Below are 19673 nucleotides of genomic sequence, written 5' to 3' on the forward strand. Positions count from 1 at the left end.
TGGGCGCGCATTTACAACGGCGGGCAGGCAAAGCTGGGCGCGGCGAGTGGACATGGCGGATGGATTCACAGCTTTACAGGCGCCCGGGCAATGGATAGTAAGACAGCGCCGCGTCTGGGCCAGGCGCCGGCAAAGGACATCAATGATAGGCAAATTGACCGGCACCCTGCTGGAGAAGAATCCCCCCGAAGTGCTGCTGGACTGCCACGGCGTGGGGTACGAGGTGAACGTGCCCATGAGCACGTTCTACAACCTGCCGGCAGTGGGCGAGCGCGTGAGCCTGCTCACCCAGTTCATTGTGCGGGAGGATGCGCAACTGCTGTATGGTTTCGCCACCGCCCCTGAGCGCCAAGCCTTTCGCGAGCTGATCAAGATCTCCGGAGTGGGCCCGCGCACGGCGCTGTCCGTTCTTTCGGGGATGGGGGTGACTGATCTGGCACAGGCGATTTCGCTGCAGGAGGCGGGGCGTCTGGTGAAGGTGCCCGGCATCGGCAAGAAGACGGCCGAGCGCCTGCTGCTGGAGCTCAAAGGCAAACTGGGCGCCGACATGGGGGCGACCCCCGGCGCAGCGACCAGCGATGCCCAGGCGGATATCCTCCAGGCGCTGCTTGCGTTGGGGTACAACGACAAGGAAGCTGCGGCGGCGCTTAAGGCATTGCCTGCAGAGGTGGGGGTGAGTGATGGGATCAAGTTGGCGCTGAAGGCGTTGGCGAGGTAGCGTTTCGTTGGTTGATGAGGCCCCGGGCTGTCCCGCCCGGAAGGTGGATGGGTCAGTGGCCTGTGGGTCGATGCATGACCTGATCGATAGCAGTGAGGAAAAAATGGAAAAAAGCTTTTTCGCGCGTGGGGTCGTATCGTTCATTGGAGCGATGCTCCTTCTCGCAGGGTGCGGCGGTAGCCAGGACGGCGGTACGGTGGCCTCAGGCCAAGCGCCGGCCATTACCAAAGTGGACGGCTGGGTGCAGCCTGTGAGTACAGACCAGGGTGTAGCCAGCATCAAGTCGCGCAGTGTCTTGGATGTGCCGAAACCCGCACGGGTCGTTCTGGGCGAGCTGGCGCAGGCGAAGACCTCGGCGATGGCGTCGGCTGTCGGACCGCGGCAGGTGGGTGCCGCGCGCGACGTGAGTGCGACCAAAGATTCTGCGTCGACCCTGCAGCAGCTGAAATGGAAGCCTTCGGCGACCGGTGGCCAAGTGGCGGCCATTAGTTTCGTGGCAGATGGCGCACATGGCTTGCGTCTGGGTGTGGTTGTCAAGCAGCTGCCCGGCAGTGCGCAGTTGCGCGTCTACAGCCAAGCCAAGGCCGACACGGTGTTCCAGACCTCGGGCCAAGACATCCTTCAGCGCATCCAGCGCAACATCCAAGCCGGCGAAACCGGTGTCGATGGCCAGACTTGGTGGACCCCCGATCTTGGATCGAATGAGGTCACGCTGGAGGTGGAGTTGCCGCCGGGCACGCCTACAGGCACGGTCGATATATCGGTGCCCCGTGTTTCGCACATCTTTGAAAACCTCTCCATCCCCACAGATGAAGAGCTGCAATCCACCAAAATCAACGAGTCCGCTTCCTGCCAATTGGATGCGAGCTGCTACGAAACGTATGCAAGTCAGCGCAACGCCGTTGCGCGCATGATTTTTACGTCTGGGGCCAGCACCTATGTTTGCACCGGGACACTGCTCAACGACAGCCAATCCTCGGGAACACCTTATTTTCTGAGTGCCAACCATTGCATCTCCACCCAGGCAGAGGCGTCGACCTTGCAGACCGACTGGTTCTATCGCGCACCTACCTGCAACTCGCGAACGCTGTCGAGCACGACAGCCAAGCGGGTCAACGGCGCCACGCTGCTGTATGCATCCGACACCACTGACACGGTATTTCTCCGGCTCAACGACACGCCCCCGGCGGGCGCTTTCTTTGCCGGCTGGGACGCTGGTACGCAAGCCATCGGTGCATCAGTGGTGGGCCTCCACCATCCCAGGGGCGATCTGCTGAAAGCCAGCTTCGGCACGCTGAACAGCCTCTCCACATGTACCACGGCTGGGGGCACTCAGTTCCAATGCAGCGGCACGACGGGGAACTACTACCGCGTGAACTGGAGCCAGGGAACCACCGAGGGTGGCAGCAGCGGATCTGCCCTGTTCAAAGGAGGGACGCATGTTGTCGGCACGCTGTATGGCGGCAGCGCCAGCTGTACCTCCATTGCGTCCCCCGAGTTCTATGGCCGCTTTGACGTCGCGTACAACGCAGCGCTCAAGAATTGGCTGGCCAGCGGCGCGGCGACAGCGGCACGTACTGCGGTTTATCGCTTCTACAACGGCAAAACGGGTGCCCACTTCTACACAGCCAGTCCGTCAGAGCGCGACTACGTCATACGCACATTTCCAGAGTTCGGGTACGAGAACATTGCGTTCTATGCGTACGCGGATGCCAGCTCCGGCAAGGACCCCGTTTTCCGCTTTTACAACGCCACATCGGGCGCACATTTCTATTCTGGAAGCGCTGCGGAACGAGACTATGTAATTGCGAACTTCCCGCAGTTCCGCTACGAGGTGGTCAGCTGGTACGCACAGACCAATGCAGGCAACGGAGCGTCTCCGATATTCCGGTTCTACAACGACAAGACCGGGGCGCACTTCTACACCATCAGTGCGGCCGAGCGCGACTTTGTGATCCAAGTGCACAAGGACTTCCGCTACGAAGGCCCGATGTACTACGCGTGGACCAGCCTTTAATGCACCGCGTGCCCTGCTTGCCTCGCGTCTGACGACCGCATGACCATCCAAACCGACGACTTCGCCCCTGCGCCCACCAAACGGGTCATCTCCGCCGCCCCGGCCTCTCCGCAAGAAGAAGCCATTGAGCGCGCGCTGCGCCCCAAGCTGCTGCAGGAGTACGTGGGCCAGGCCAAGGCGCGCGAGCAGCTGGAGATCTTCATCGGGGCGGCGAAGAAGCGCGGCGAGGCGCTGGACCATGTGCTGCTCTTTGGCCCGCCGGGGCTGGGCAAGACCACGCTGTCGCACATCATCGCGGCCGAGTTGGGGGTGAACCTGCGCCAGACCAGCGGGCCGGTGCTTGAAAAGCCCAAGGACCTGGCCGCGCTGCTGACCAACCTGGAGAAGAACGACGTTCTTTTCATCGACGAGATCCACCGCCTCTCGCCCGTGGTCGAGGAAATCCTCTACCCGGCGCTGGAGGACTACCAGATCGACATCATGATCGGCGAGGGGCCGGCCGCGCGCAGCATCAAGCTCGACCTGCAGCCGTTCACGCTGGTGGGCGCCACCACACGCGCGGGCATGCTCACCAATCCGCTGCGCGACCGTTTTGGCATCGTGGCGCGGCTGGAGTTCTACACGGCTGAAGAGCTTGCGCGCATCGTCAAGCGCAGCGCGGGCCTGCTCAATGCGCCCATGGACGACGAGGGCGGATTCGAGATTGCCCGGCGTTCGCGGGGCACGCCGCGCATTGCCAACCGGCTGCTGCGGCGCGTGCGCGACTATGCCGAGGTCAAGGGCGATGGCCATATCACCAAGCCCATAGCCGACAAGGCGCTGGCCATGCTGGATGTGGACCCTCAGGGTTTTGACGTGATGGACCGCAAGCTGCTCGAGGCCGTGATCCACCGCTTTGACGGCGGCCCCGTGGGGCTCGACAACATTGCGGCCAGCATTGGCGAGGAGGCCGGCACCATCGAAGATGTGATCGAGCCTTACCTCATCCAGCAGGGCTTTCTGCAGCGCACGCCGCGCGGGCGTATTGCCACCCTGGCGGCGTTTCGGCACCTGGGTGTTACGCCGCCCAGCGCCGGGGCGCCGGGGCTCTTCGGGGCCTGACAGGTTTCCTTTCACCTACCCGAATCCCCGTCTTGCGCGTCGCCGCCAAGGCCACGCAAAGCTGCCATGGCATCACCGCGCAAACCGTCTAAGAAGAACGACCGCCGCCGCCAACTCCGCGCAGACGCCCGTGCGCGCGCTGCGCGCGGCTGGGCCGGTTCAGCGGGGCCAGCGATCACGCCAGAGCAGCAATTCCTTCGGTCGTGCGCACTGACATTGGCCGCGGGTACGGTGGCGTTGCATGCGCTGGGCGCACTCGTGTACGGCCAGCTCTCCGTGTTCGTGCTGGAAGGCTTTGCCGACCTGCGCGGCCGCGTGGCCGTGTGCGGTGCCGTGGCCGAACTGGCGTTGGCGGTGGCCCTGGCGTCGCACTTGATCGACTGCGACCAGCGCGACGGGACCCCTGCCGTGTGGTCGCGCCGCCTGCTCGTGTGGCGCGGCAGCGCTTATGTCGTGTTTGCCGCGCTGGTGCCTGTGACGTTCGTCCTGTCGATGGTGGACAGGCCGAGCTTCTCCATGGACCTGCCTGTGCAGCGCTGGCCGGGGCTGGGTCCGCAATCGGAATGGTTGCTCACGCCTTTGCCCTGGGCTTGGCACTGGCTGCTGCCTGCCGCCAGCGACCGCCTGCAGGGCTGGTGGCTGGCCGGTGCTGTGCTGGCTTTCTGCCTGGGCGTGTGGTGCACGGCAGGCACCATCAAACGCTGGCGCACCGGGTATGCGTTCTATGGCGTCGCGCTGGTACTGACCGGGTTCTGGGCGTTGGGAGGCGCCGTGTACCACTACGCCGCGGGGCGAAGTCTTATTGCGGTGCAGGAAACGCCCATGCTCGCCCTGCTGCAGGCACGCCCTGGCTGGTACAACGCCGACACGCTGCTGTGGCTGCTGAGCGCCGGCTCGTTCACCCTGGCCGGCGTGCTGTTTATTGCGGCTGCGGCGTATGTTCCGTCTGCAGCGCTGGCCCGCTCGTGGTCGCGGTAGCTCCGGCGACCGGCGGGTAGGAGAAGTCCTGTGCTCTGTGCTCAGGCACCCACGCCGCTGCAGACTTGAGCACTCCCGCCACGATCAGCGCCTGCGCCGCGTAATACGTCGCCAGCACCCACACCTGCGACAGCGGCAAGGGCGAGACAAAGCGGTGGGTGGCCAGCAGGGAGTCGCTGAGCATGAAGAACCCGGCGCCGATGGCCACCAGCAGTGAAGATGCGTCGCGCAGCACGGTGGCCCGCCCGATGGCCTGTGCGGCCATGAGGGCAATCACCAGCACGTAGGCCGCCACCGGCGCACGCAGCGCGGCGGGCAGCCCGCCCGCCCACAAAAAGGCGTACATCGCCACGCCAACGCCCAGCGTACCCACCAGCGCGCCGCGGTGCGGAAACCACTGTTGGCCCTGCTTGAACAGCGCCACGTAAAACAGGTGCGCCACCAGAAAGCTGACCAGCCCGGGGATGAAGTAACCCTCGACCATCAGGAACACATCGCCCACCAGCGACCCGGCCAGCGCAGCACCCAGCAGCCAGCGTGTTTTTGAGTTAAATAGGCCTCCAGCGCTTGATGTATGAGCGCTATGTGCTACCAAAATAATAGCAAACACCATGGTCAATGGTTTGAACAACCAATGCCACTGCACAAACCCCAGCGCGCTGGTGGCCGTGGCCAGCGCACCGCTTTGCAGCATCAGCGCCATCAGCATGCCGATGCGCCCCTGCATCACCGCGCCCAGCGCCCACTGGGCCACCAGCAGCGTGGCGAACCAGATGGCGTTCTCGGCCAGCGGCGCGCCGTCGGCTTGCCACAGAAAGGCCGCCACGCCCGCGAGCATCAGCGCAAACTGCACCAGCGCAAACCATTGCACCGCGCGCGACATCGCCGGGTGGTAGGTCACCATCTGCGCCATGCTGAAGGCGGGTTTCGGAAAACGCTCGGCCACATCCGCCGGCCGCCAGCCGGGGGGCTTGAGCCATATCCGGACCTTGTCGAGCCAGTTGCGCGCATGCCAGCTGTCGTGCGCCAGGCCCGCATACACCTGGGCATTGGCCCACAGCGGGTCCCAGCTGTTGAGCAGGCCCCGTGTGCCGTACACGCATTTCTCTTGGGCATCCTCGTCCTTGAAGGTGCCAAACAGCCGGTCCCACACGATGAGGATGCCGCCGTAGTTCTTGTCGAGGTAGGCGTCGTTCACTGCATGGTGCACGCGGTGGTTGCTGGGGCTGCAAAACCAGCGGTCAAACCACGAAAGGCGTCCGACCTGTTCGGTGTGCACCCAGAACTGGTAGAGCAGATCGATCAGCCCCACCACGGCAAACACCAAGGGTGGCACTCCCGCCAGCGCCATGGGCACGTAGAACACCCAGCCCAGCAGCGCGCCCGAACTGGTCTGGCGCAACGCGGTTGACAGGTTGTAGTCCTGGCTCTGGTGGTGCACCGCGTGCGCGGCCCACAGCACGGCCGACTCGTGCCCCATGCGGTGCAGCCAGTAGTAGCAAAAGTCGTAAAACACCAGGGCCAGCAGCCAGCCCGGGAGGCTGGTCCAGAACGCATCGTTGCGCCACAGGGCCACGTGCTCGAACAGCGCGGTGTAGATGCCCACACGCAGCAGCCGCGTGAACACGGCGCTGGTCTGGCTCAGCATCCCCAGGCTGATGCTGCTGACCGCATCGGCCAGCCGGTATGTGTTGCGCTGGCGCTTGTAGCCGATCGCCAGCTCGATGGCGATCAGCAAAAAGAAAACGGGGGTGGCAAGGACAATGATCTGGCTGGGGCTCATGGCGACGAGGAGAAAGCTCTCGCCGATTCTTGCCCCAATCAGGTCAGGGCGCCCCTGGCATCAACCCGGATGATCCGCTCCACGACGCCACTCACCAGGCCGCCGCGCACGCCGATCATGAAGTCGTGCAGGTTCACCGTCGGGTCGCAGTGGCCCGGGATCAGCCACAGCATCTGGCCCAGTGTGGGCAGGCGGGCTTCGGTGCCTTGTGCGTAGAGCAGGCCGTGCTCGTCACCCGCATTGGCGTAGCGCAGGGCCAGCTCGGGCGGCAGCAGGGCCACGGTGGGCAGTCCTGAGTCGATGGCGTGGCTCTTGTGGCCCGCATCGCAGACTGCATGGCTCTCTTGCACCGAGATCACCTGCGTCTTCACGTACAGCGCATGCTCAAACTGCGGTTGCGCCGGCTCGCGCTCGTTGCGCGCGTAGTCGGCGTCCATGAACAAAAAGGAGCCTGCTTGCAGCTCGCCAAACACGCCGCTGGCGGCTTCGTGCACCAGCGTGCCGGTGCCCGAGCCCGTGACCAGCGGCACCGGCAGCCCGGCGGCCTCGATCAGCTCGCGCGTGTGTTCAGCGGCGCGCACCACGGCAGCAATGGCCTGCTTGCGGCCCACGGTGCTGGCCAGGTGCTGGGCGCGGCCATGGTAGGCCTGCAGGCCCGCAAAACGCAGCCGCGGGCTGCGCGACACCGCCAGGGCCAGCGGCACCGCCGCCTCGCCCGGCGGCACGCCGCAGCGGCCCTGGCCCACGTCGATCTCCACCAGCACGTCGATGCCCGCGTCGCTGCCAAACTGCGCCATCGCCTCGGCCAGCCGCTCCACGCCCTGGAGGTGGTCTACGGCAATCGCCAGGCGGCCACCTGCGGCCGCCAGCTGCGCAGCCAGCCGCGCCACACGCTGCAGCTTGGGCATGGCGACCACCTGGTTGGTGATGGCGATGTCGTCCACGCCGCCCGCGGCCAGGGCCTCGGCCTCGGCGACTTTCTGCACGCACACGCCTTGTGCGCCAGCGCGTTGCAACTGCAGCGCAATGGCCGCACTCTTGTGCAGCTTGGCGTGCGGGCGCCAGCGGACCTGGTGCTTGCGCGCAAAGTCGGCCATGCGCTGGATGTTGCGGTCCATGGCGTCCAGGTCGATGACCAGGGAGGGCGTGTCGATCAGGTCCACCCGTTGACCGATGGTGCTCTTGAGAATCTCAGGAATGGGCTTCATCGCGTTGTGCGTTGTCCAGATGTTGGGTATCGGCCCACCCGACCAGGGTCAGGCCGTCGGGTGTCCACAGCAGCCGGTTGACCGCTGCGTTGGAGAGCTGCCAAGTGCGCGGCGCCTGGGTGTCCTGCCGCGTGGCCAGGCGGTAGAGCACGTCGAGCACGCCGCCATGCGCCACCAGCAAGATCTGCTCACCCGCGTGCGGTGCGGCCAGGGCCGTCACCGTGCGCTCGACGCGCTCGCGCAGCGTGACCAGCGACTCGCCACCCTCGGGCGTGTAGTCTGGGTCGCGCTTGCGCCAGCGCAGGGCGTCTTCGGGCATTTCCGACTCGATCTGCGCCCAGGTGCGGCCCTGAAAGTGCCCAAAGCTGCGCTCACGCAGCCCGATCACGGTCGACAGTGGCGCGCCCGTCGTGCGCTGCACCGCCTGTGCGGTGGCATGGGCGCGCTTCAGGTCGCTGGTGTAGATGGCGGCAAAACTCTCGCCCGCCAGCGCCTGGCCCAGTTGCTCGGCCTGCCACAGGCCAGTGTCGTTGAGCGGAATGTCCAAGTGGCCCTGGATGCGGGTGTCCACGTTCCAGGCGGTTTCTCCGTGGCGGACGGCAACGATGCGGGTGGCTTGCATGCGGCGTGTGGGTGATGGTGGGTGAGTGGGTCGAAAGTCGTTGAAAGTGGACGGCGAAGAAGCTGTGGCGGCGACGGATTGGCGTGCGGGGCAGTGCGGTCAGCGCACCACGCCCGGCACGGCATCAGGCGCCGCGGCCAGGGGCAACCGCACTTGCCGCGGGCCTTGCGGCGGCTGCGGAAATCCCGTCAGCGCGGCGTCGAACAACACGCCGTAGACGCCAGGGTCGGCCACCCACACATCTTCGTGCACGGCCGAGGTCTCGTACACCACGGCCTGCGTGGCGGCGTCGCGCAGCACGATGCTGACGGCGCGGCGGTGCAGCGGCGTGGGCTCATAAAAGCCCCAGGCGCCATGAAACCCCCAGCCGCGTCCGTGCCAGCCGCCAAAGCCCCAAGGGCCGCCATAAGGTGCATTGAAGGGCGCAAAAGGATCGCGCCGCGGCACGGTGTCGGCCTGCACGCCGATCTGCGCCAACAGCTTCGGCGCGGCGTCGTCGCGCTGCAGGCCGGCCCGGCCGAGGGCCTGCTCTGCCAGCGCCGCGATGGGCGCAAAGGATGGCATCTGCTGCGAAGGCAAACGCTCGATGCGGTAAGTGGCGGGCGCGGGCACGGCCGCCAGGGTCGAGAAACTCTGCACCTGGCCTTCGACCAGGCGCGGGCCGGTGCTGCAGCCCGCCAGCGTGGCGGCCGCTGCGCACAGCAGCAGGGTGGTGGTGGGGATCAAGCAGCGCTTCATGGTGACGGTCTCCTGAACTGACAACAGACCCCTCAGAGTGCGCCCAGGCCCGCGAGGTTCACGACGACAACTGAACGACTTGCACCACACCCACGCCGGGCAGCGAGGGCGACGGCGCGGTGAACTCTTCCTTGTCAAAGGCCTTGTCGCCGTCTTCGCTGGCCACGCCCGTGGCCCGGGCGTTCTTGAAGTCGTACAGGCCGGCATCGAGCAGGTGCGAGGGCACGACGTTCTGCAGCGCGTTGAACATGTTCTCGACGCGGCCGGGGAATTTCTTCTCCCATTCGCGCAGCATCTCGCCCACCTGCTTGCGCTGCAGGTTTTCCTGGCTGCCGCACAGGTTGCACGGGATGATGGGGAAGTTGCGGTGCGCGGACCAGCGGGCGGTGTCCTTCTCGGCCACATAGGCCAGCGGGCGGATCACCACGTGCTTGCCGTCGTCGCTTACCAACTTTGGCGGCATGCTCTTCATCTTGCCGCCAAAGAACATGTTGAGCAGCAGCGTCTGCAGGATGTCGTCGCGGTGGTGGCCCAGCGCGATCTTGGTACAGCCCAGCTCGTCGGCCACGCGGTACAGAATGCCCCGGCGCAGGCGGCTGCACAGGCTGCAGGTGGTCTTGCCCTCGGGGATCAGCTTCTTGACGATGCTATAGGTGTCCTCGTTCTCGATGTGGAACGGGACGCCGGTGGTGGCCAGGTATTCGGGCAGGATGTGCTCGGGGAATCCGGGCTGCTTCTGGTCCAGGTTCACGGCCACCAGGTCAAAGTGGATGGGCGCGCGGGCCTTCATCTTGAGCAGGATGTCCAGCAGGGTGTAGCTGTCCTTGCCGCCGGACATGCACACCATGACCTTGTCGCCTTCTTCGATCATGTTGAAGTCGACAATCGCCTTGCCCACTTCGCGGCACAGGCGCTTTTCCAGCTTGTGGGTTTCGCGCTCGATCTTGACGTCGCTGCGCGGCGCGGCGGCGGCAACGGAGGGGGCTTCGGCTTCTGTCCAGACGGTACTCATGCCGCCGATTGTCTCATTGGTGCCTTTTGGCGGGCCCGGGCGCTGCGCTCACCACTGCCCGGTTTCGACGCGGATCGCCACTTCGCAGTCGTCAAAAATCTCCAGCTTGGCGATCTTCACGCGCACGCCCAGCACGCCGGGCAGCTGCATCAGCCGGTTGGCGAGCTTGCCGATCAGGCTCTCGAGCAGGTTGACGTGTTCGGCCGTGCACTCGTCGATGATGATCTGGCGCACGCGGCGGTAGTCGAGCACATGGCCGATGTCGTCGTCGCGCGGGGACAGGGGCTGCACGCCCAGGCTCAGCTCGGCATCCACCTGGATGGGCTGGGGGGCGGTCTTCTCGTGCGAGAGGATGCCCAGGTTGGCGTCAAAACGCAGGCCGGTCAGGGTCAGGATCTGGGTGCCAACGGCGTTGTGTTCCATGGGTGAAGGCTTTCGTCGTGAGCGGGCGCTCACATCATTGAAAAATCGCGCTCGAACTTCATCAGGTGCTGGCCACCGTCCACCAGCAGTGTGGTGCCGGTGATGGAGCGGTTCTCCAACGCAAACTTGACCGCGCTCGCCACGTCCTCAGCCGTGGAGGAGCGGCCCAGCGGGCTCAGTGCGTGCAGCTGCTGGAACTTCTCCTCTGCCAGCATGTGGCTGGTGAGCGTGAGCCCCGGCGCCACGCCCACCACGCGCACGCGCGGCGCCAGGGCCAGGGCCAGCATGGTGCCCGCGGCTTCCAGCGCGGCCTTGGACAGCGTGTAGCTCATGAAGTCGGGGTTCTGGTTCCAGAGCTTCTGGTCCAGCAGGTTGACCACCGCGCCCTGCGCATCGGCCTCGCCGGCCGCCGCGCGTTCGCCCACGTGCTGGTGCAGCGCCTGCGCCAGCAGCACGGGGGCGGCGGTGTTGCTGCGCAGGTGTTTTTCGAGCGCGGCAAAACCAAAGGTCTGGGCGGTGTCGTGTTCGAACAGCGAAGCGCTGTTGACCACCGCATCCACACTGCCGAAGTGCGCCACCACCCGGGGCAGTAGCCCGCGCACGGCGGCTTCATCGTCAAAATCAGCACCAAAATGGGCGCTAGCGCTTGATAGTCGTGCGCATTCAGCTACTGTTTCGATAGCATCCTGCTCGGACGAGCGGTAGTGCACCGCCACCTGCCAGCCGCCCTCTGCCAGTGCCAACGCAATGCTGCGCCCCAGGCGCTTGGCGGCGCCGGTCACGAGCACGGTGCGGGGGCGGGTGGGGGCGGTCATGGCGGGGGGGAAGGGTGGGGGACAATGCGGGCCGTGACCCAAGAACCCGACAGTTTAACGACCGCCCTGGCGGCGCACATCCACCAGACCATCGCCGCCGAGGGTGGCTGGATCGGCTTTGACCGCTTCATGGCGCTGGCCCTGTACAGGCCCGGCCTGGGCTACTACGCCAACGACAGCGCCAAGTTTGGCGCCATGCCCCAGTCCGGCAGCGACTTCGTGACCGCGCCCGAACTCACGCCCTTGTTTGGCCAGACGCTGGCCGTGCAGGTCGGCGAGGCTCTGCAGGTGACCGGCACGGACGAAGTGTGGGAATTCGGCGCCGGTTCCGGCGCGCTGGCCCTGCAATTGCTGGATGCCCTGGGCGACCAGGTGCAGCGCTACACCATCGTCGACCTGTCGGGCAGCCTGCGCGCGCGCCAGCAGGCACGGCTGGCGGCGCATGCGCACAAGCTGCGATGGGTAGATGCACTGCCCGACCACTTCAGCGGCGTCATCGTCGGCAACGAGGTGCTCGACGCCATGCCCGTGCAACTGCTGGCCCGCCACGGCGGCCACGCAGACGGGGTGTGGCACGAGCGCGGCGTGGTGGCCGAGGACGACGGCAGCTTTGCCTGGGCCGACCGCCCCACGGCGCTGCGCCCGCCTGTCGACATCGAAGGCCCGCAGGACTACCTGACCGAGATCCACGCCCAGGGCGAAGGTTTTATCCGCATGCTGGCCGACCGGCTCGTGCGCGGCGCGGCCTTTCTGCTCGACTACGGTTTTGGTGAGAGCGAGTACTACCACCCACAGCGCCACATGGGCACCGTGATGTGCCACCAGGGCCACCTGGCCGACGGCGACCCGCTGGTGGCGGTGGGACGCAAGGACATCACCGCCCACGTCAACTTCACCGCCATGGCCCTGGCCGCGCAGGAGGCGGGGCTGCACGTGCTGGGCTACACCACGCAGGCGCATTTCCTCATCAACTGCGGTTTGCTCCCAAAAATGGAGCAGCTACCCCAGTTGGAACGTGCGGTAGCGGCCAAATTGATCATGGAACACGAGATGGGCGAGCTCTTCAAGGTGCTGGCCCTGGGCGCGGGTGAGCCGTGGGAGCCGATGGGGTTTGCGCACGGGGATCGCTCGCACCGGTTGTGATGCGGCGCTGCAGGCCGTGTGGCTCCGTCGCCTGCATGCCTTTTTGCTCTTCCAGCGCCAAGGCGGGTGCCAGTCCAGCTGGAGCCATGCAGCCGCACGCAGACGCTTCAAATGTCGGGCGCCAGAGGGTTGGCTTCATAGCGCAACCAGCCCGCGGTGACTGAAGCGCCGTCGGCACGGTCCTTGGGGTGGATTCGGCCCTCGGAAACCGGAACCTCTGCAAAATCGAAAGGGCTCACGCCCTCGATGCACGCGACATTGACTCCGTACTGGTGGGGGTTGGAGCGGCGCTGGTGGAAGGTGTAGATGCCGCACTTCGCGCAGAAGTAGTGCTTGGCCTCGCCCGTGTTGAACTGGTAGAGCGTGAGCGACTCTTGCCCCTGGGCCACGTGGATGTCATCCAGGTCCGCCGAGACCGCCACCGCCCCGCGCATCCTGCAGTAGGAGCAGTTGCACCGCCGCGCGGTCCGCAGGCCATTGGACAATCGCAGAGTGAACCGGACAGCCCCACAGTGGCAGGCCGCTTGATGGACAGGGCGATCGTCTGGGTTTTTTTCGGTCATGACGGCGGATTTTCATGGATGGCCTGCCGTGGCACCAGCGGAAAGCTCTTGCCACCGGCCAGGGCAGCGACGGCATGTCTATGAGGCGCCGATGGACAGTGCATCGCTGTGGTCCTTGAGCTGCACGCCCGTGAGCTGCAGGCGCCGGGCCTCCTGGCACAGCCACCACAGGCGCGTGGCCGCTGCCGACGGCGCCAGCCCCTCGGCCCGCACGTTGGAGATGCAGTTGCGCTCGGCGTCGCTGCGGCCCACCTGCGGGTGCCAGGTGAGGTAGATGCCCAGGCTGTCCGGCGAGCTCAGGCCCGGGCGTTCGCCGATCAGCACCGCGACCATGCGTGCGCCCAGCAGCGCGCCCACCTCGTCCCCCAGCGCCACGCGGGCCTGTGTGGCGATGACCACGGGGCCGATGCGCCAGCCCTGCGGCGCGGTGCGCAGGATGGTTTCCACAAGGGGAACGGCGTTGCGTTCGACGGCCAGGGACGAGAGCCCGTCGGCCACGACCAAAAGCAGGTCGCAGTGTGTGTGGCCATCCCCCAGGCCGCGCAGCCGCTCCGCATCCGCATCGCCCAGCCGTCGGCCGAGGTCGGGCCGCAGCAGGTAGGTGGCGCGGTCGGGCGCGGCGCTGGCCACTTGCAGCGTGCTGCAGCCCAACGCCCTGAGTTGCGCCGCCAGCGCGTCCGCGTCGAGCTGCAGGTGCACGGCATCGCGCGCCTGGGCGTGGGCCAGGCCAAAGCTGAGCAACTCGCGCGTGGGGACGGCCGTGCCCGCGCGGCCCAGCGCCAGCCGCGCGGCGGTGTGGGCGCGCAGGTCATCCCAGGGGTCGGGCAGAGGGCCGGTGACAGGGGCTGACTCGCTCATCTCTGCATCCCGATCTGCCGCAGCTGCGCAATGGCTGCCTGCTGCTGCGCGGCGGGCAGCAGCCGGCCCGCGCCATCGGCCAGGTGCATGCGCTGCAGCCAGGCTTCAAACTCCGGGGCGCGTTTCAAACCCAGCACTTCGCGTAGGTACAGCGCATCGTGGAACGAGGTGCTCTGGTAGTTGAGCATGATGTCGTCGGCCCCCGGAACCCCCATGATGAAGGTCAGGCCCGCCACGCCCAGCAACGTCATCAGCGTGTCCATGTCGTCCGAATCGGCCTCGGCATGGTTGGTGTAGCAGACGTCGCAGCCCAGCGGCACGCCCAGCAGCTTGCCGCAGAAGTGGTCTTCCAGGCCGGCGCGGATGATCTGCTTGCCGTCGTACAGGTATTCGGGCCCGATGAAGCCGACCACCGTGTTGGTGAGCAGCGGCGAGAAGGCACGCGCGACCCCGTAGGCACGTGCTTCGCAGGTTTGCTGGTCCACGCCGTGGTGGGCGTTGGCCGACAGCGCGCTGCCCTGGCCGGTTTCGAAATACATCACGTTGTTGCCCCGGCCATCGCCAAAGTCCATGCCGCGCTTCAGGGACAGGGCGGCCTCGCGCGCCTCCTGCAGCAGGGCCAGGTTCACGCCGAAGCCGGCGTTGGCTTTTTCGGTGCCGGCGATGGACTGGAACACCAGGTCCACCGGCGCGCCCTGCTCGATCATCTGCACCGTGTTCGTCACGTGGGTCAGCACGCAGGCTTGCGTGGGGATCTGCAGCTTGGTGATCACCTCGTCCAGCATGTGCACCAGCCCCGTGAGGGCCGTGATGCTGTCCGTGGCCGGGTTGATGCCGATCACCGCATCGCCCGCGCCGTACAGCAGGCCGTCGACCATCGACGCCGCGATGCCGCGCAGGTCGTCGGTCGGGTGGTTGGGCTGCAGTCGCACGGCCAAGTGGCCCGGCAATCCGAGGGTGTTGCGAAAGCGCGTGACCACCCGGCAGTTGCGCGCCACGGCGATCAGGTCCTGGTTGCGCATGAGCTTGCTCACGGCGGCCGCCATCTCGGGCGTCAGGCCCGGTGCCACGGCGGTCAGGGCGGCCGTGTCTGCGGCCAATAGCCAGTCACGCAGCGCGCCCACGGTGAGGTGGGCGATGGGCGCAAACGCTGCGGCGTCGTGCGTGTCGATGATGAGCCGCGTGACCTCGTCGCTTTCGTAGGGCACCAGCGCTTCGCTCAGAAAACGTGGCAATGGCACATCCGCCAGGCACATGCGCGCGGCCATGCGCTCCACCGCCGAGCCGGCCGCGATGCCAGCCAGTGTGTCGCCCGAGCGTGCGGGCGTGGCCCTGGCCACCACCTCGCGCAGGTCGCAGAACGACCAGCGCTGGCCGCAGACGGTGTGGTGATAGGTCGCAGGCATGGTGGGCAAAAGGGGTGAGAGCCAGTGGCCATGATGCACGGGCAAGCGCCTGCGCGCCATGCCGGCCCGGCGTCCAACAGGTACTCAGCTGTTTTGGTTGTTAACAAGTGAAAAAACCGTCGTTCCCAGAATAAGCGGCGCCGCCTAGAGTGCGGACCTCAGGGCCACTACGCCCCTTTCCTCCTTGCCCACCTACCCACGAGGTTCCCATGTCGGCTGTTCTGTCTTCTCCGCCCCCTACCGCCAAAGCCACCGATGGCGACGCGCGGCCGCAAGGTCTGGTGATCCGCCCCGTGGCGGGCGCCGCCGGCCCGCTGGGCGCTGAGGTGCTGGGGCTCGATCTGTCGCACCCGCTGGGCCGCGAGGACTTCGCCAGCATCCACCGCGCGCACCTCACCCACCACGTGCTGGTGTTCCGCGACCAGCGCATCACGCCGCAGCAGCACATCGATTTCAGCCGCCTGTTCGGGCCGCTGCAGATCCACGTGCTCAAGAACTTCCAGCTCGCGGGCCACCCCGAGATATTGATCGTCTCCAACATCAAGGACGCTGCGGGCCAGCCCATTGGCCTGGGCGATGCGGGCCACTACTGGCATTCGGACCTGTCGTACAAGGACAAGCCCAGCCTGGGCTCGCTGCTGCACGCGCAGGAGCTGCCGGGCGAGGGCGGTGGCACCTTGTTCGCCGACCAGCACGCCGCGTACGACGCCCTGCCCGAAGCCCTCAAGGCGCGCATCGCGCCGCTCAAGGCCGAGCACAGCTACCTGGCCAAGTACGAGGAGCTGCGCGCCAGGAGCCCCTGGCGCCCGAAGCTCACCCAGGCGCAGATCGACGAGGTGGCGCCCTCCATCCACCCCGTCGTGCGCACCCACCCTGAGACGGGCCGCAAGGCGCTGTTCGTGAGCGAGCACTTCACCACGCGCATCGTCGGCCTGCCGGAGGCCGAAAGCCAGGCCCTGCTGGCCGAACTGTTCGCCGCCAGCGTGCGCCCCGAATTCACCTACCGCCACCAGTGGCAGCCGCACGACCTGGTGTTCTGGGACAACCGGTCTGTCATGCACCTCGCTGCGGGCACGCCAGACACCGAACGCCGCAAGCTGTACAGGACAACGATCGAAGGCAACTTGCCTTTCTGAGTTCGCTCTGTTTTTGATAGCTATCAGCGCTTAATGGATAAGCGCTGGGGCCATATTTTGTTTGATTTTTGACTTGAAGGGCTTCCATGACGACCTCCACCCACCACCGTTTTGACCGACGAAGCCTCGGCCGCAAGACCGCCGGATGGCTCACGGCCGCGGGCCTTGTGCTGACAAGCCTCGGTCTTTCTTCCCCGGCCCACGCGGCCGAAGGGCAACTGCGCATCGCCCAGCAGTTCGGCATCGTCTATCTGCTGCTCAACGTGGCGCAGGAGAACAAGCTCATCGAGAAGCACGGCAAGGCCGCGGGCGTGGACATCAAGGTGGAGTTCCTGCAGCTGTCGGGCGGCTCGGCCGTCAACGATGCGCTGCTGTCGGGCAACATCGACATCGCCGGTGCCGGCGTGGGTCCGCTGTTCACGCTGTGGGACCGCACCAAGGGCCGCCAGAACGTCAAGGGCGTGGCCTCGCTGGGCAACTTTCCCTACTACCTGGTGAGCAACAACCCGGCCGTGAAGACCATTGCCGATTTCAGCGACAAGGACCGCATCGCGCTGCCGGCCGTCGGTGTCTCGGTGCAGTCGCGCGTGCTGCAGATGGCCTCGGCCAAGCTCTGGGGCGACAAGGAGTTCAACCGCCTGGACAAGAACCAGGTGGCGTTGCCGCACCCCGATGCGGCGGCGGCCATCATCAAGGGCGGCACCGAGATCACGGGCCACTTCGGCAACCCGCCCTTCCAGGAGCAGGAACTGGCGGGCAACCCCAAGGCGAAGATCGTGCTCAACTCGTACGACGTGCTGGGCGGCCCGGCATCGGCCACCGTGCTCTACGCCACCGAGAAGTTCCGCGCCGAGAGCCCCAAGACCTACAAGGCCTTCGTCGATGCGCTCGATGAAGCCGCGAAATTCGTCGCCGCAAACCCCGAGAAAGCGGCCGACATCTACCTCAAGGTATCGGGCGGCAACACCGACCGGGGCCTGCTGCTCAAGATCATCCAGAACCCCGAGGTGCAGTTCAAGGTGCGCCCCGAGAACACACTGGGCATGGGCCAGTTCCTGCACCGCGTGGGTGCCATCAAGAACCAGCCGACCGCGCTCAAGGACTATTTCTTCGAAGACGCGCACACGGCGTCGGGCAACTGAGTGGGCCTCCTGGCATGAGCGAGCACACCATCCGCCTGGGCCCCTTCTCGCCGCCGCTGCAAAGCGAACGCACGGCGCTGGAGGCCGAGGCGCAGGCGCTGGGCCTGGCTGCGGGCGAGGGCCGTGCCGCCGCCGTGTCCACCCACCCAGGCGCCGCGTTGCTGCAGGTGCAGGGCGTGAGCATCGACTACCGCACGCGCGAGCGCGTGGTGCGTGCCACGCACCGCGTGGGTTTCGACGTGTTTGCGGGCGACCGCTTCGTGCTGCTCGGTGCCTCGGGCTGCGGCAAGTCCACACTGCTCAAGTCGATTGCCGGCTTCATCGCAACGAGCGAAGGGCAGATCCTGCTGAACGGCCGCGCCGTCACGCGGCCAGGGCCCGATCGGGTGGTGGTGTTCCAGGAGTTCGACCAGTTGCCGCCCTGGAAGACGGTGCGCGACAACGTGATGTTCCCGCTGCTGGCCTCGCGCAGCGTGGGCCGCAAGGAGGCGGCCGAGCGCGCTGCGCTCTACATCGACAAGGTGGGTCTCACGAAGTTCGCCGACGTGCACCCGCACCAGCTCTCGGGCGGCATGAAGCAGCGCGTGGCCATTGCGCGCGCGCTGGCCATGCAGCCCCAGGTGCTGCTGATGGACGAACCCTTTGCCGCGCTCGACGCCCTCACGCGCCGGCGCATGCAGGAGGAGCTGCTCTCGCTGTGGGACGAGTTCCGCTTCACGCTGATCTTCGTCACGCACTCCATCGAAGAGGCGTTGGTGGTGGGCAACCGCATCGCCATCCTCTCGCCGCATCCGGGGCGGCTGCGCGCCGAGCTCAACAGCCACCAGTTCGGGCTGCACAGCCTGGGCGGTACCGAGTTCCAGGCCACGGCCCAGCGCATCCACCGCCTGCTGTTCGACGAACCCACCACCGGCGCCGTGCCGGGATCGGTGCAGGCCGACGCAGAGGCCCTGGCGCCCGGCCGCCAAGGTGGCGTGCCGCTCATCTCCCCACAGCGGCCCACGGGTTCGCTGCCTTTCCAGATTTCCGTATGAGCGCCTCCTTGCTGACCCCTCCCGTACGCCCCGAGTTCGAGCGCAGCCTGGAGCCGCTGGGCGGCATCACGCCCGTGCAGCCGCTGCCGCTGGGGGCGCGCATCTGGCAGCAGGCCTCTTTGCGCAAGCTCGTGATCCTGGCGGTGCTGGCCGTGCTGTGGGAGGTGGTGGCGCGCTGGCAGGACAACGACCTGCTGCTGCCCACCTTCCTGCAGACCGCCAAGGCGCTGGTGGAGGGCCTGGCCTCGGGCGAGCTGATCGGCAAGACGGCGATCTCGCTGTCGGTGCTGCTCAAGGGGTATCTTGCGGGCATCTTCGGGGCCTTTGTGCTCACCACGCTGGCCGTGTCCACGCAGTTTGGACGCGACCTGCTGTCCACGCTGACCTCCATGTTCAACCCGCTGCCGGCCATCGCGCTGCTGCCGCTGGCGCTGCTGTGGTTCGGCTTGGGGCAGGGCAGCCTGGTGTTCGTGCTCATCCACTCGGTGCTGTGGCCGCTGGCGCTCAACACCTACGCGGGCTTTCAGTCCGTGCCCGAGACGCTGCGCATGGCCGGGCGCAACTACGGCCTCACCGGCATCCGCTACGTGCTGCAGATCCTGGTGCCGGCCGCGCTGCCCTCCATCCTCTCGGGCCTGAAGATCGGCTGGGCTTTTGCCTGGCGCACGCTGATCGCGGCCGAGCTGGTGTTCGGCGCTTCGTCGGGCAAGGGCGGTCTGGGTTGGTACATCTTCCAGAACCGCAACGAGCTCTATACCGACAAGGTGTTCGCGGGCCTGGTGATGGTGATCCTGATCGGGCTGGCGGTGGAGAGCCTGGGCTTTCACACGCTCGAGCGCTTGACCGTGCGGCGTTGGGGCGTGCAGCGCTGAGGGCAGGCGCCTGTTCGCGGGGCAAGAGGCGCGCTGCGGCGGCTGAGCGTGGACTACAGCGTCCGGCCGCAGGCGGTTCGCGTGAGTCGCTGCGTTCTACACTC

Annotated in this window: 19 protein-coding genes; 9 read left to right on the forward strand and 10 right to left on the reverse strand. The window is 66.6% G+C overall.

Translation table 11 applies throughout. The annotated features are described in order from the left end of the window. Positions 1-142 precede the first annotated feature (142 nt). The 4 genes from ruvA (at position 143) to ACSQ3Q_RS03410 (ending at position 4814) form a co-directional block, all read left to right on the forward strand. Entirely contained in the window at positions 143-718 is a 576-nt protein-coding gene (ruvA, locus tag ACSQ3Q_RS03395; RefSeq protein ID WP_436133004.1) for a Holliday junction branch migration protein RuvA, read from the forward strand. Between the two features lie 70 nt (positions 719-788). Further along, positions 789-2735 (forward strand): trypsin-like peptidase domain-containing protein, encoded by a 1947-nt coding sequence (locus ACSQ3Q_RS03400; RefSeq protein ID WP_436133005.1) that lies wholly within the window; start codon positions 789-791, stop codon positions 2733-2735. A gap of 39 nt (positions 2736-2774) precedes the next feature. Then, entirely contained in the window at positions 2775-3836 is a 1062-nt protein-coding gene (ruvB, locus tag ACSQ3Q_RS03405) for a Holliday junction branch migration DNA helicase RuvB (protein WP_436133006.1), read from the forward strand. A gap of 66 nt (positions 3837-3902) precedes the next feature. Further along, positions 3903-4814, forward strand: a complete 912-nt coding sequence (locus ACSQ3Q_RS03410; protein WP_436133007.1) for a hypothetical protein — start codon at positions 3903-3905, stop codon at positions 4812-4814. Here the strand turns inward: ACSQ3Q_RS03410 and ACSQ3Q_RS03415 are convergent. The 7 genes from ACSQ3Q_RS03415 to ACSQ3Q_RS03445 all read right to left on the reverse strand — a co-directional run bounded on the left by ACSQ3Q_RS03415 (position 4756) and on the right by ACSQ3Q_RS03445 (position 11415). Further along, positions 4756-6597: a lysoplasmalogenase family protein gene (locus ACSQ3Q_RS03415; RefSeq protein ID WP_436133008.1), complete on the reverse strand. Its 1842-nt coding sequence runs from the start codon at positions 6595-6597 to the stop codon at positions 4756-4758. The genes ACSQ3Q_RS03410 and ACSQ3Q_RS03415 overlap by 59 nt on opposite strands. A 38-nt stretch (positions 6598-6635) precedes the next feature. Beyond that, positions 6636-7805, reverse strand: coding sequence for a DSD1 family PLP-dependent enzyme (locus tag ACSQ3Q_RS03420; RefSeq protein ID WP_436133009.1), 1170 nt, complete (start codon positions 7803-7805; stop codon positions 6636-6638). Then, entirely contained in the window at positions 7789-8427 is a 639-nt protein-coding gene (locus ACSQ3Q_RS03425) for a histidine phosphatase family protein (protein ID WP_436133010.1), read from the reverse strand. The genes ACSQ3Q_RS03420 and ACSQ3Q_RS03425 overlap by 17 nt, the downstream gene beginning before the upstream one ends. Before the next feature lie 99 nt (positions 8428-8526). After that, positions 8527-9165 (reverse strand): DUF4136 domain-containing protein, encoded by a 639-nt coding sequence (locus ACSQ3Q_RS03430; RefSeq protein WP_436133011.1) that lies wholly within the window; start codon positions 9163-9165, stop codon positions 8527-8529. A 58-nt stretch (positions 9166-9223) separates the two neighbouring features. Continuing rightward, a complete protein-coding gene (gene ttcA / locus ACSQ3Q_RS03435) occupies positions 9224-10177 on the reverse strand; it encodes a tRNA 2-thiocytidine(32) synthetase TtcA (RefSeq protein ID WP_436133012.1) in 954 nt (317 codons plus the stop codon). Between the two features lie 48 nt (positions 10178-10225). Continuing rightward, positions 10226-10600, reverse strand: a complete 375-nt coding sequence (locus ACSQ3Q_RS03440) for a dihydroneopterin aldolase (protein ID WP_436133013.1) — start codon at positions 10598-10600, stop codon at positions 10226-10228. Positions 10601-10629: 29 nt separating this feature from the next. After that, complete coding sequence (locus tag ACSQ3Q_RS03445) at positions 10630-11415, reverse strand: SDR family oxidoreductase (RefSeq protein ID WP_436133014.1); 786 nt, start codon at positions 11413-11415, stop codon at positions 10630-10632. 24 nt (positions 11416-11439) lie between these two features. On the opposite strand from ACSQ3Q_RS03445, the gene ACSQ3Q_RS03450 reads away from it, so the two are divergent. After that, a complete protein-coding gene (locus tag ACSQ3Q_RS03450) occupies positions 11440-12558 on the forward strand; it encodes a class I SAM-dependent methyltransferase (protein WP_436133015.1) in 1119 nt (372 codons plus the stop codon). Positions 12559-12665: 107 nt separating this feature from the next. Here the strand turns inward: ACSQ3Q_RS03450 and ACSQ3Q_RS03455 are convergent, their stop codons facing one another. The 3 genes from ACSQ3Q_RS03455 to ACSQ3Q_RS03465 all read right to left on the reverse strand — a co-directional run bounded on the left by ACSQ3Q_RS03455 (position 12666) and on the right by ACSQ3Q_RS03465 (position 15385). Further along, the gene (locus ACSQ3Q_RS03455) at positions 12666-13121 is read right to left on the reverse strand and encodes a GFA family protein (RefSeq protein ID WP_436133016.1); all 456 of its coding nucleotides are present in this window, start codon (positions 13119-13121) and stop codon (positions 12666-12668) included. Between the two features lie 78 nt (positions 13122-13199). Further along, a complete protein-coding gene (eutC, locus tag ACSQ3Q_RS03460; RefSeq protein WP_436133017.1) occupies positions 13200-13979 on the reverse strand; it encodes an ethanolamine ammonia-lyase subunit EutC in 780 nt (259 codons plus the stop codon). Then, positions 13976-15385, reverse strand: a complete 1410-nt coding sequence (locus tag ACSQ3Q_RS03465; protein WP_436133018.1) for an ethanolamine ammonia-lyase subunit EutB — start codon at positions 15383-15385, stop codon at positions 13976-13978. The genes eutC and ACSQ3Q_RS03465 overlap by 4 nt, the downstream gene beginning before the upstream one ends. 209 nt (positions 15386-15594) lie before the next feature. Between ACSQ3Q_RS03465 and ACSQ3Q_RS03470 the strand changes: the two genes are divergently transcribed. From ACSQ3Q_RS03470 to ACSQ3Q_RS03485, 4 genes are all read left to right on the forward strand, one after another. Beyond that, positions 15595-16521, forward strand: a complete 927-nt coding sequence (locus ACSQ3Q_RS03470; RefSeq protein ID WP_436133019.1) for a TauD/TfdA dioxygenase family protein — start codon at positions 15595-15597, stop codon at positions 16519-16521. Between the two features lie 86 nt (positions 16522-16607). Next, positions 16608-17663, forward strand: a complete 1056-nt coding sequence (locus tag ACSQ3Q_RS03475) for an ABC transporter substrate-binding protein (RefSeq protein WP_436133020.1) — start codon at positions 16608-16610, stop codon at positions 17661-17663. A 14-nt stretch (positions 17664-17677) separates the two neighbouring features. After that, entirely contained in the window at positions 17678-18697 is a 1020-nt protein-coding gene (locus tag ACSQ3Q_RS03480; protein ID WP_436133021.1) for an ABC transporter ATP-binding protein, read from the forward strand. After that, on the forward strand, positions 18694-19569 hold the full coding sequence (locus tag ACSQ3Q_RS03485) for an ABC transporter permease (protein ID WP_436133022.1): 876 nt from the start codon (positions 18694-18696) through the stop codon (positions 19567-19569). The genes ACSQ3Q_RS03480 and ACSQ3Q_RS03485 overlap by 4 nt, the downstream gene beginning before the upstream one ends. The last annotated feature ends 104 nt before the right edge of the window (positions 19570-19673 follow it).

Origin of the sequence: Acidovorax sp. LjRoot129 (assembly GCF_964253765.1) — a bacterium.
Lineage (GTDB): Bacteria > Pseudomonadota > Gammaproteobacteria > Burkholderiales > Burkholderiaceae_C > Acidovorax.

What these genes read in the sequence shown, in the direction of transcription:
- ruvA (WP_436133004.1), top strand. Translation starts at nt 143, where the DNA reads ATGATAGGCAAATTGACCGGCACCCTGCTGGAGAAGAATCCCCCCGAA.
- ACSQ3Q_RS03400 (WP_436133005.1), top strand. Translation starts at nt 789, where the DNA reads ATGCATGACCTGATCGATAGCAGTGAGGAAAAAATGGAAAAAAGCTTT.
- ruvB (WP_436133006.1), top strand. Translation starts at nt 2,775, where the DNA reads ATGACCATCCAAACCGACGACTTCGCCCCTGCGCCCACCAAACGGGTC.
- ACSQ3Q_RS03410 (WP_436133007.1), top strand. Translation starts at nt 3,903, where the DNA reads ATGGCATCACCGCGCAAACCGTCTAAGAAGAACGACCGCCGCCGCCAA.
- ACSQ3Q_RS03415 (WP_436133008.1), bottom strand. Translation starts at nt 6,597, where the DNA reads ATGAGCCCCAGCCAGATCATTGTCCTTGCCACCCCCGTTTTCTTTTTG.
- ACSQ3Q_RS03420 (WP_436133009.1), bottom strand. Translation starts at nt 7,805, where the DNA reads ATGAAGCCCATTCCTGAGATTCTCAAGAGCACCATCGGTCAACGGGTG.
- ACSQ3Q_RS03425 (WP_436133010.1), bottom strand. Translation starts at nt 8,427, where the DNA reads ATGCAAGCCACCCGCATCGTTGCCGTCCGCCACGGAGAAACCGCCTGG.
- ACSQ3Q_RS03430 (WP_436133011.1), bottom strand. Translation starts at nt 9,165, where the DNA reads ATGAAGCGCTGCTTGATCCCCACCACCACCCTGCTGCTGTGCGCAGCG.
- ttcA (WP_436133012.1), bottom strand. Translation starts at nt 10,177, where the DNA reads ATGAGTACCGTCTGGACAGAAGCCGAAGCCCCCTCCGTTGCCGCCGCC.
- ACSQ3Q_RS03440 (WP_436133013.1), bottom strand. Translation starts at nt 10,600, where the DNA reads ATGGAACACAACGCCGTTGGCACCCAGATCCTGACCCTGACCGGCCTG.
- ACSQ3Q_RS03445 (WP_436133014.1), bottom strand. Translation starts at nt 11,415, where the DNA reads ATGACCGCCCCCACCCGCCCCCGCACCGTGCTCGTGACCGGCGCCGCC.
- ACSQ3Q_RS03450 (WP_436133015.1), top strand. Translation starts at nt 11,440, where the DNA reads ATGCGGGCCGTGACCCAAGAACCCGACAGTTTAACGACCGCCCTGGCG.
- ACSQ3Q_RS03455 (WP_436133016.1), bottom strand. Translation starts at nt 13,121, where the DNA reads ATGACCGAAAAAAACCCAGACGATCGCCCTGTCCATCAAGCGGCCTGC.
- eutC (WP_436133017.1), bottom strand. Translation starts at nt 13,979, where the DNA reads ATGAGCGAGTCAGCCCCTGTCACCGGCCCTCTGCCCGACCCCTGGGAT.
- ACSQ3Q_RS03465 (WP_436133018.1), bottom strand. Translation starts at nt 15,385, where the DNA reads ATGCCTGCGACCTATCACCACACCGTCTGCGGCCAGCGCTGGTCGTTC.
- ACSQ3Q_RS03470 (WP_436133019.1), top strand. Translation starts at nt 15,595, where the DNA reads ATGTCGGCTGTTCTGTCTTCTCCGCCCCCTACCGCCAAAGCCACCGAT.
- ACSQ3Q_RS03475 (WP_436133020.1), top strand. Translation starts at nt 16,608, where the DNA reads ATGACGACCTCCACCCACCACCGTTTTGACCGACGAAGCCTCGGCCGC.
- ACSQ3Q_RS03480 (WP_436133021.1), top strand. Translation starts at nt 17,678, where the DNA reads ATGAGCGAGCACACCATCCGCCTGGGCCCCTTCTCGCCGCCGCTGCAA.
- ACSQ3Q_RS03485 (WP_436133022.1), top strand. Translation starts at nt 18,694, where the DNA reads ATGAGCGCCTCCTTGCTGACCCCTCCCGTACGCCCCGAGTTCGAGCGC.